This window comes from Rhizobacter sp. P5_C2, assembly GCF_054049715.1.
Window position 1 is genome coordinate 1 of the sequence record NZ_JBFULV010000175.1, and the last position, 7,515, is coordinate 7,515.

At 72.0% G+C, this 7,515-nt stretch carries 8 protein-coding genes; 6 read left to right on the top strand and 2 right to left on the bottom strand.

Going from position 1 to position 7,515, the window contains the following annotated elements:
* From ACXJLU_RS31955 to ACXJLU_RS31965, 3 genes are all read left to right on the top strand, one after another.
* Window positions 1-268, top strand: a 268-nt coding sequence (locus ACXJLU_RS31955) for a PDZ domain-containing protein (RefSeq protein WP_457337773.1), incomplete at its 5' end; no start/stop codon positions are given.
* A gap of 85 nt (window positions 269-353) precedes the next feature.
* Window positions 354-1,106, top strand: a complete 753-nt coding sequence (locus tag ACXJLU_RS31960) for a winged helix-turn-helix domain-containing protein (protein WP_457337774.1) — start codon at window positions 354-356, stop codon at window positions 1,104-1,106.
* A gap of 13 nt (window positions 1,107-1,119) precedes the next feature.
* Window positions 1,120-3,213 (top strand): PAS domain S-box protein, encoded by a 2,094-nt coding sequence (locus ACXJLU_RS31965; protein ID WP_457337775.1) that lies wholly within the window; start codon window positions 1,120-1,122, stop codon window positions 3,211-3,213.
* On the opposite strand, the gene ACXJLU_RS31970 is transcribed toward ACXJLU_RS31965, so the two are convergent.
* Window positions 3,170-3,991 (bottom strand): Crp/Fnr family transcriptional regulator, encoded by an 822-nt coding sequence (locus ACXJLU_RS31970; RefSeq protein ID WP_457337776.1) that lies wholly within the window; start codon window positions 3,989-3,991, stop codon window positions 3,170-3,172. The two genes, ACXJLU_RS31965 and ACXJLU_RS31970, sit on opposite strands and share 44 nt — an antisense overlap.
* A 235-nt stretch (window positions 3,992-4,226) precedes the next feature.
* Between ACXJLU_RS31970 and argF the strand changes: the two genes are divergently transcribed.
* From argF to ACXJLU_RS31985, 3 genes are read left to right on the top strand one after another with little or no spacing between them, the layout of a single operon-like run.
* Window positions 4,227-5,162: an ornithine carbamoyltransferase gene (gene argF, locus ACXJLU_RS31975; protein WP_457337777.1), complete on the top strand. Its 936-nt coding sequence runs from the start codon at window positions 4,227-4,229 to the stop codon at window positions 5,160-5,162.
* A gap of 60 nt (window positions 5,163-5,222) precedes the next feature.
* Window positions 5,223-6,077 carry a universal stress protein gene (locus tag ACXJLU_RS31980; protein ID WP_457337778.1) on the top strand — a complete coding sequence of 285 codons (855 nt, stop codon included), beginning with the start codon at window positions 5,223-5,225 and terminating at the stop codon, window positions 6,075-6,077.
* Window positions 6,078-6,109: 32 nt separating this feature from the next.
* Complete coding sequence (locus ACXJLU_RS31985) at window positions 6,110-6,532, top strand: universal stress protein (RefSeq protein WP_457337779.1); 423 nt, start codon at window positions 6,110-6,112, stop codon at window positions 6,530-6,532.
* Here the strand turns inward: ACXJLU_RS31985 and ACXJLU_RS31990 are convergent.
* A partial coding sequence (locus ACXJLU_RS31990) for a GNAT family N-acetyltransferase (protein ID WP_457337780.1) occupies window positions 6,522-7,515 on the bottom strand: 994 nt, incomplete at its 5' end. The two genes, ACXJLU_RS31985 and ACXJLU_RS31990, sit on opposite strands and share 11 nt — an antisense overlap.

The window sequence follows — 7,515 nt, forward strand, 5'->3', positions numbered from 1 at the left end:
CTTCGAGGACGTGTCGCCGCTGGCGGCCTGGCACGCCGGCCGCGCCGATGCGCGCGGCGCCTTCATCAATGCGGTGGCGCGCGGCAGCGTCGCGGCCGAGCTCGGCCTGCGCGTGGGCGACATCGTGGTCGGCATGAACGGCAGGGCGCTCGGCGACAGCGGCGATTTCGTGCGGGCGCTGCTGTCGTGGCGGGCGCTGCCGGGCACGCGGCTGACGGTGTTCCGCGCCGGCGGCTTCGTCGAGCTGCGCGCTGCCGAATCGCGCTGAGCCGAGCGACGTGCCGCGTATAGTGCTGCCGGGCGGCCGGGGGCATGCCGCCGGTCGCGCGACTGCGCAAATGGGGGAGCATGTCGTGACATCGCAGGGGGTTCCGCAACACATCGCCGTGCTGGACGACGAGGTGGACATCACCCAGCTGCTCGCCAATTACCTCGGCGGGCAGGGCTTCCGCGTCTCGCAGGTGCACCACGGCCGCGCGCTCGACGCCCTGATGAGCGCCGATCCTCCGCTGCTGGTGCTGCTCGACCTGGGTCTGCCCGGCGAAGACGGCTTTGCCATCGCCCGCCGGCTGCGCGAGCACCACCAGTGCGGGCTGATCATCATCACCGGCCGCGGCGATGCGGTCGACAAGGTCGTCGGGCTGGAGATCGGTGCCGACGACTACGTGACCAAGCCGTTCGACCTGCGCGAACTGCTCGCGCGGATCAAGTCGGTGCTGCGGCGCGTGGCCCCGCCGCCGGCCACCTCTTCCACGGCCGTTGCGCCGCCCGCCGCGGCGTCCGCGCCCGAGCGGCTGCGCTTCCTCGACTGGGAACTCGACCTCGCCGCGCGCCGCCTGGCCAACCGCGGCGGTGTCGAGGTGGCGCTCACCAGCGGCGAGTTCGACCTGCTGAGCGTGTTCGTGCGCCACCCGGGGCGGGTGCTGTCGCGCGATTTCCTGCTCGAGAGCACGCGCGGCCGCGAGGCGGCGCCGTTCGACCGCACGATCGACGTGCAGGTGGGGCGCTTGCGCAAGAAGCTCGAAGCCGACCCGGACAGCCCGCAGCTGATCAAGTCGGTGCGCAGCGCCGGCTACATGCTCGCGGTGCCGGTGGTCGGTGTCTGATCGAGGGTCCCCGATGCCGCACCGCCTGCCGCCGCCGACACCGGAAGAGGGGCGGCTGTTCCGCTCGTTGTTCTCGGCCTACCCCGATGCACTGCTGCTGGTCGATGCGCAGGGCCTGATCGTGCGGGCCAACCCGGCGGCCGCCTTGCTGCTGGGCTACGAGCTCGCGGAGCTGGTCGGCCTGCCGGTCGACGCGCTGGTGCCCGACAGCATCCGCCCGCGCCATGCAGCCTACCGCGGCGCCTACGGCATGAGCCCGAAGCCGCGGCCGATGGGCACGCAGCTCGAGTTGACCGCGCGCCGCAAGGACGGCAGCGAGGTGATGGTCGAGATCGCGCTCAGCCCGCTGCAGGACGACGGCCTGCCCTACGTGGTCGCGGCGATCCGCGGCATTGCCGGCTACCCGCGCGTGCAGCAGGCGCTGCAGCAGGCCCGCTACAGCGAATACATCGCCAAGCTCGCGCGGCTGGCGGTCGACACCCGCGACCCGCAGGCGCTGCTCAGCCAGGTGCCCCGGATCGCGGCCGAAGGCATGCAGGCCGAGACGGCGGTGGTCTGGCTGCTGGAGCCGAACCGGCTCGAGTTCCGGCTCGCCGCCGGCGTCGGCCTGGGCGGCGCCGAGGTCGAGGGGCGGCGCCTGCCCAATCGTCCCGACACGCCGGCCGGCTTCGTCGTGGCCGAAGGCAAGCCGGTGCTGGTGTCCGACTACGCCCGCGAGACCCGCTTCAAGGTGCCGCCCGACTACTTGCAGCGCGGGCTGGTCAGCGGCCTGGCCGTGCCCCTGTCCGACCGCGGCAGCATCGTCGGCACGCTGGCGGTGCGCAGCCGCGAGGCCCGCCGTTTCGGCGACGACGAACTGCGCTTCCTCGACTCGCTGTCCAGCCTGCTGGCGACCAGCCTGCAGCGCGCGCAGACCGAGGAGCAGCTGAGCCATGCGCAGCGCATGGAGAGCGTCGGCCAACTGACCGGCGGCATCGCGCACGATTTCAACAACCTGCTGACGGTGATCCAGGGCAACCTGCAGGTGCTCGAGTTCGAGCCGCAGGTGGCCGACGAGCCGCGCCTGCAGCAGATGCTCGGCGCCGCCACCCGTGCCGCCAAGCGGGGCGCCGAACTGACCGGCAAGCTGCTGGCGTTCTCGCGCCGCCAGCGCCTGGTGCCCACGCGCGTGGAGCCGGCGCTGCTGCTGCGCTCGCTGGCCGACATGCTGCACCGCACGCTCGACGAGCGGGTGCAGATCGTCGTCGACGCCGCCGAGGCGTGCCCCGGCTGCCGGGCCGATCCCGGGCAACTGGAGTCGGCCTTGCTCAACATCGCGATCAATGCGCGCGACGCGATGCCCGAGGGCGGCACGTTGGCGTTCGCGTGCCGGCCTTGCCGGCGCGTGTCGGCGGAGCTGGCCGCCGAGCTGGGGGAGGCCGCGGCGGTGGAAGACGCGTTCGTCGAGATCAGCGTGTCGGACACCGGCCACGGCATGTCCGAGGCGGTGCGCGACCGCGCCTTCGAGCCGTTCTTCACGACCAAGGAGGCCGGCCGCGGCACCGGGCTCGGGCTGAGCACGGTGTACGGCTTCGCGAAGCAGTCGAACGGCGCCGTCGTCATCGATTCGGCGCCCGGTGCCGGCACGCGCGTCACGCTGTACCTGCCGCGCTTCGATGCGCCGGGCCGTGCCGAGGCGCGCGGCGTGGCGCCCGCGGTGCTGGCGCCCGGCCTGCGCGTGACGGTGGTGGAAGACGATCCGGAGGTGCTGGCGGTGTGCCGCAACTTCCTGCTCGCGCTGAAGTGCGAGGTGACGGCCCATTCGAATGCCGAGGCGGCGCTGGCCGCGCTGGAGCGGGCCGAGCCGGTCGACCTGCTGCTCAGCGACGTGATCCTCGGTGCCGGCATGCGCGGCACCGAACTGGCGCGGCGCGCCACCGCGCTGCGGCCGGCGCTGGCGGTGCTGCTGATGACGGGCTATTCGTCGGAGGCCATGGTCGGCGACGGCGGGGGCGGCCCGCCGTGGGAGCTGCTGCGCAAGCCCTATTCGCGCGAGGAACTCTCCGACGCGATGGTCCGGGCGATCACTGCAGCACCCGCGACGCCGGCGTCATCGCCGCCTGGATGAACGATGCGAGCGCCTCGGTGCTCGCGATGCACAGGTCGCGCCGGCCCTTCTCGGTGAAGCGGATCACGTTGCTGCGCGCCATGCGCGACAGCGCGCGGCTGACGCTCTCGAGCGTCATGCCGAGGTAGTTGCCGATCTCGGCGCGCGTCATGCGCAGCGTGATCTGGTCGGCGCGCAGGCCGCGCTGCGACAGCGATTCGGCCCAGTAGCGCAGGAAGTCGGCGACGCGCGCATCGGCCGGCAGCGTCCCCAGCGACAGCAGCGAGTCGCGGTCGCGCGAGATCTCGCGGCTCATCGCGGCGTGCAGCAGGCCCAGCAGTGCCGGCTGGCGGGCGGCGGCCAGCAGCAGCGTGTCGTAGCGGATCGTCCAGACCTCGCCGGTGTCCATCGCGATCGCGTCGCAGCCGTACTGGCCGTGCGCGATGCCGTCGAAGCCCATCCAGTCGCCCTTGAAGTGCAGGCCGACGACCTGCTCGCGGCCATCGGCCGCGACGTTCAGCGTCTTGAAGAAGCCGGAGTTGATGATGTACAGGCACTGGAAGCCCTGGCCACCCTGGAACACCGTGTCGCCGGCATGCACGATGCGGCGCTGCAGGTCGACCGATTCGGCCAGCAGCTTCAGCGAGTCGTTGACCCGGGCGCACACCGCGGCGGCATCGGGGCGGGCCGCGCCGCGCGCGGCCGCCGGGATCGCAGTCGGCATCGGCATGGGAGCCGGCATCGGAGCGGGCATCGAAGGGCGGCTGGCGGATTCGGTGTGCGGCGTGGCGATGTGCATGGCGGGCTCCTGGTGTCTTGTGGAATGGACGAGAGCTTGGAAGGGGCCTGTCAATGCAGCGCGACCGGCGGGGATCGCTGCGTAACAGCGGGTGAACCGTCGGTGTCCGGCGTGTATCAGCCGCGGCCACTGTGCCGCGGCTTGACGGGCGTCAAGGGAGACGCGGCCGCTCCCGCTAGGCTGCTTCCACGCCCGCCGAAGGGCATTGCAATGGAGTCACGGAGAGGCGAGCGCGATGGCCTACAGCTTGAAGAACCGCAGCCTGTTGTCGCTGGACGAGCTGAACGCGCGCGACATCCAGCAACTGCTGGCGCTGTCGCACGAGCTCAAGCGTGCGAAGGCGGCCGGCACCGAGCAGCCGACGCTGCGCGGGCGCAACATCGCGCTGATCTTCGAGAAGTCGTCGACGCGCGCGCGGTGCGCGTTCGAGCTGGCGGCGCACGACCAGGGCGCGCACGTCTCGTTCATCGGTCCGGACCATTCGCCGCTGCACGAGGCGGAAAGCCTGAAGGACACCGCGCGTGTGCTGGGCCGCCTGTACGACGCGATAGAGTACCGCGGCTTCGCGCGCCAGACGGTGAGGACGCTGGCCGTGCACGCCGGCGTGCCGGTGTACAACGGATCGCCCGACGAGTTCCACCCGACGCGGGTTCTGGCCGACCTGATGACGATGCAGGAGCACTGCGACAAGCCGCTGCGCGAGATGCGCGTGGCCTGCCTGGGGGACGCACGTTGCGACAAGGGCGATTCGTTGTTGCTGGGCGCGGCGCTGACCGGCATGGACCTGCGCATCGCGGCGCCGCGTGCCCTGTGGCCGGCCTGGCAGCTGCAGGCACAGTGCGAGGCGCTGGCCCGCGTGAGTGGCGCGAAGCTGACGTTGACCGAGCTGCCGCTGCAGGCGGTGGCGGGCGTCGACTTCATCTACACCGATGTGCGGGCGTCGATGGGCGAGTCGGACGCGGCCTGGGCGGAGCGGATGGCCTTGCTTCGACCGTACCAGGTGACTGCGCGGCTGATGGCGGCAGCGGGCAATCCGTCGGTCAAGTTCATGCACGGCCTGCCGGCCGAGGCGATGGAGGAGGTCTTCGAGTCGCCGGCCTCGATCGTGCGGGACCAGGCGGAGAACCGGATGCACGCGATCAAGGCGCTGCTGGTGGCGACCTTGGGGTGAATGAGGCGGTCTCCTGACCTGAATCAAGCCGTTGCGGCGGCACAGGCGTACCGTCGAGGCATGTCGCAACGCCTCGCCACCGTGAACCCGATCCGCTCGATCCTGATGCTGGCCGACACCTCGCCGCGCACCACGGCCCGGCTCACGGTCGCGCGCGAACTGGCCGAGCGCCACGACGCCGAAGTCACCGCACTGTTCGCCGCGACGCCGCTGCGCGCCCAGACCGACGGGCGCTTCGGGGCCGTGGCCGGCGCCGCCTCCGCCATCGGCGAACCCGACCTACGCGAGCTGGCCCGCGACCGCCTGCTGCACGACATCACCGGCGGCGAGGAGCTCTCGCGCGTGCGCTGGGCCGAGGTCGTGCGCGAGCCGGTGCTGCAGGCCGTCGTCCAGCATGCGCTGTGCACCGACCTGCTGGTGCTCGGCCAGCGCGACCCCGCGATCCCGGGCCACGACCTGCCGGCCGGCTTCACCGAGTCGCTGCTGATCGAGAGCGGCAAGCCCGCGCTCATCGTGCCCGACACCGGCATCGCCGCGTCCGCGCCGGAGTGCGTGCTGGTCGCCTGGAAGCCCTCGCGCGAGGCCGCCCGTGCCGTCACCGCCGCCTTGCCGTTCCTCGTGCAGGCCCGCGAGGTGCACGTGGCCAGCTGGTCGCGCAACGCGGTCGTCGGTGCCGCCGGCGGGCTCGACATCGTCGGCCACCTGAAGGCCCACGGCATCACGCCCGTCCTGCACCAACGCGGCCACGAACCGCGCTCCATCGGTGCAGAACTGACGACGCTGGCCGCCCAGGTCGGCGCCCAATGGCTGGTGATGGGCTGCTACGGCCACGGCCGGCTGCGCGAGCAGGTGCTCGGCGGCGCCACCCGCTCGCTGATGCACACCGCCAGCTTGCCGCTGCTGATGGTTCATTGACCTTGCATTCACCACGACGAAGGAGAAAGACCATGAAGATCCTGCTGGCTGTCGACGGCAGCGCCTGCACGAAGCAGATGCTGGCCTACCTGGCCGCCCACGACGAGTTCCTCGGCGCGGGCCACGACTACACCGTGCTCACCGTGACGATGCCGGTGCCGGCCCATGCGAAGGGATTCTTCGACCGCGAGACGGTCGAGACCTACTACCGCGCCGAAGCCGACGACGTGCTGAAGCCGGTGAGGGCGTTCATCGCCCAGCAGACGTGGCGCGCCAACTTCGTCGAGAAGGTCGGCCACGCGCCGTCCGTCATCAGCGAGATGGCCGACGGTGGCCGCTTCGACCTGGTGGTGATGGGCTCGCACGGCCACTCGGCCCTCGGCTCCGTCGTGCTCGGCTCGGTGACGAACCGCGTGCTGAACCACTGCAAGACGCCGGTGCTCGTCATCCGCTGACCGGCGGCCCCTGCAGCGGCAGCACCAGGCGCAGCGCGTCGCTGTCGCCGCCGTGCTGCGCGAAGCCCAGGCTCTGCATGAAGGCACGCATCCCCACGTTGTCGTGCAGCACCAGGCCCACCAGCCGCTGCGTGCCCTGCGCGGCCTGGTAGGCGATCAGCTTGTCCATCAGCAGGCGGCCCAAGCCGCGGCCCTGCAGGTCGCTGCGCACGACGATCGCGAACTCGGCCTCGAGGTTGTCCGGGTCGATCGCGGCGCGGGCCACCCCGAGCGTCTCGCTGCCGCCATCCGTCCCCGGGCGCACCGCGACGAAGGCCATCTCGCGGGCGTAGTCGATCTGCGTCAGCCGCGCGAGCTCGCTGTGCGCCAGCTCGCGGCGCGCGTTGAAGAAGCGGAAGCGCAGGTCGTCGGGGCTCAGCTGCTCGACGAAGCGGCGGTGCGCCGGCTCGTCCTCCGGGCGCACCGGCCGCAGCACCAGCGTCTCGCCGTGCCACTGGATCGTCTCGACCAGTGCATCGGGATAGGGCCGGATCGCGAAGCGCTGCGCACCGGCGACCGGCACGCGGCTCAGCCGGATGCGGGCGTCCAGCGCCAGCACGCCGTCGTGGTCGGCCCACAGCGGATTGATGTCGAGCTCGGCCAGCTCCGGCAGGTCGGCCAGCATCTGCGACACCGCGACCAGCGCGTCGCCCACCGCATCGAGCCGCGCGGCCGGGTGGTCGCGGTAGCCGGCCAGCAGGCGTGACACGGCGGTGCGCGACACCAGCTCGCGCGCCAGCGCACGGTTCAGCGGCGGCAACCCGATCGCGCGGTCGGCCAGCACCTCGACGGCGGTGCCGCCGTGGCCCAGCATCAGCACCGGGCCGAAGCTCGGGTCGATGCTCGCGCCGACGATCAGCTCCTGCGCCATCGGCCGGCTCGCCATCGCCTGCACGTTGAAGCCGCCGAGGCGGGCCTGCGGCTGCGCGCGCTGCACCGTGTCG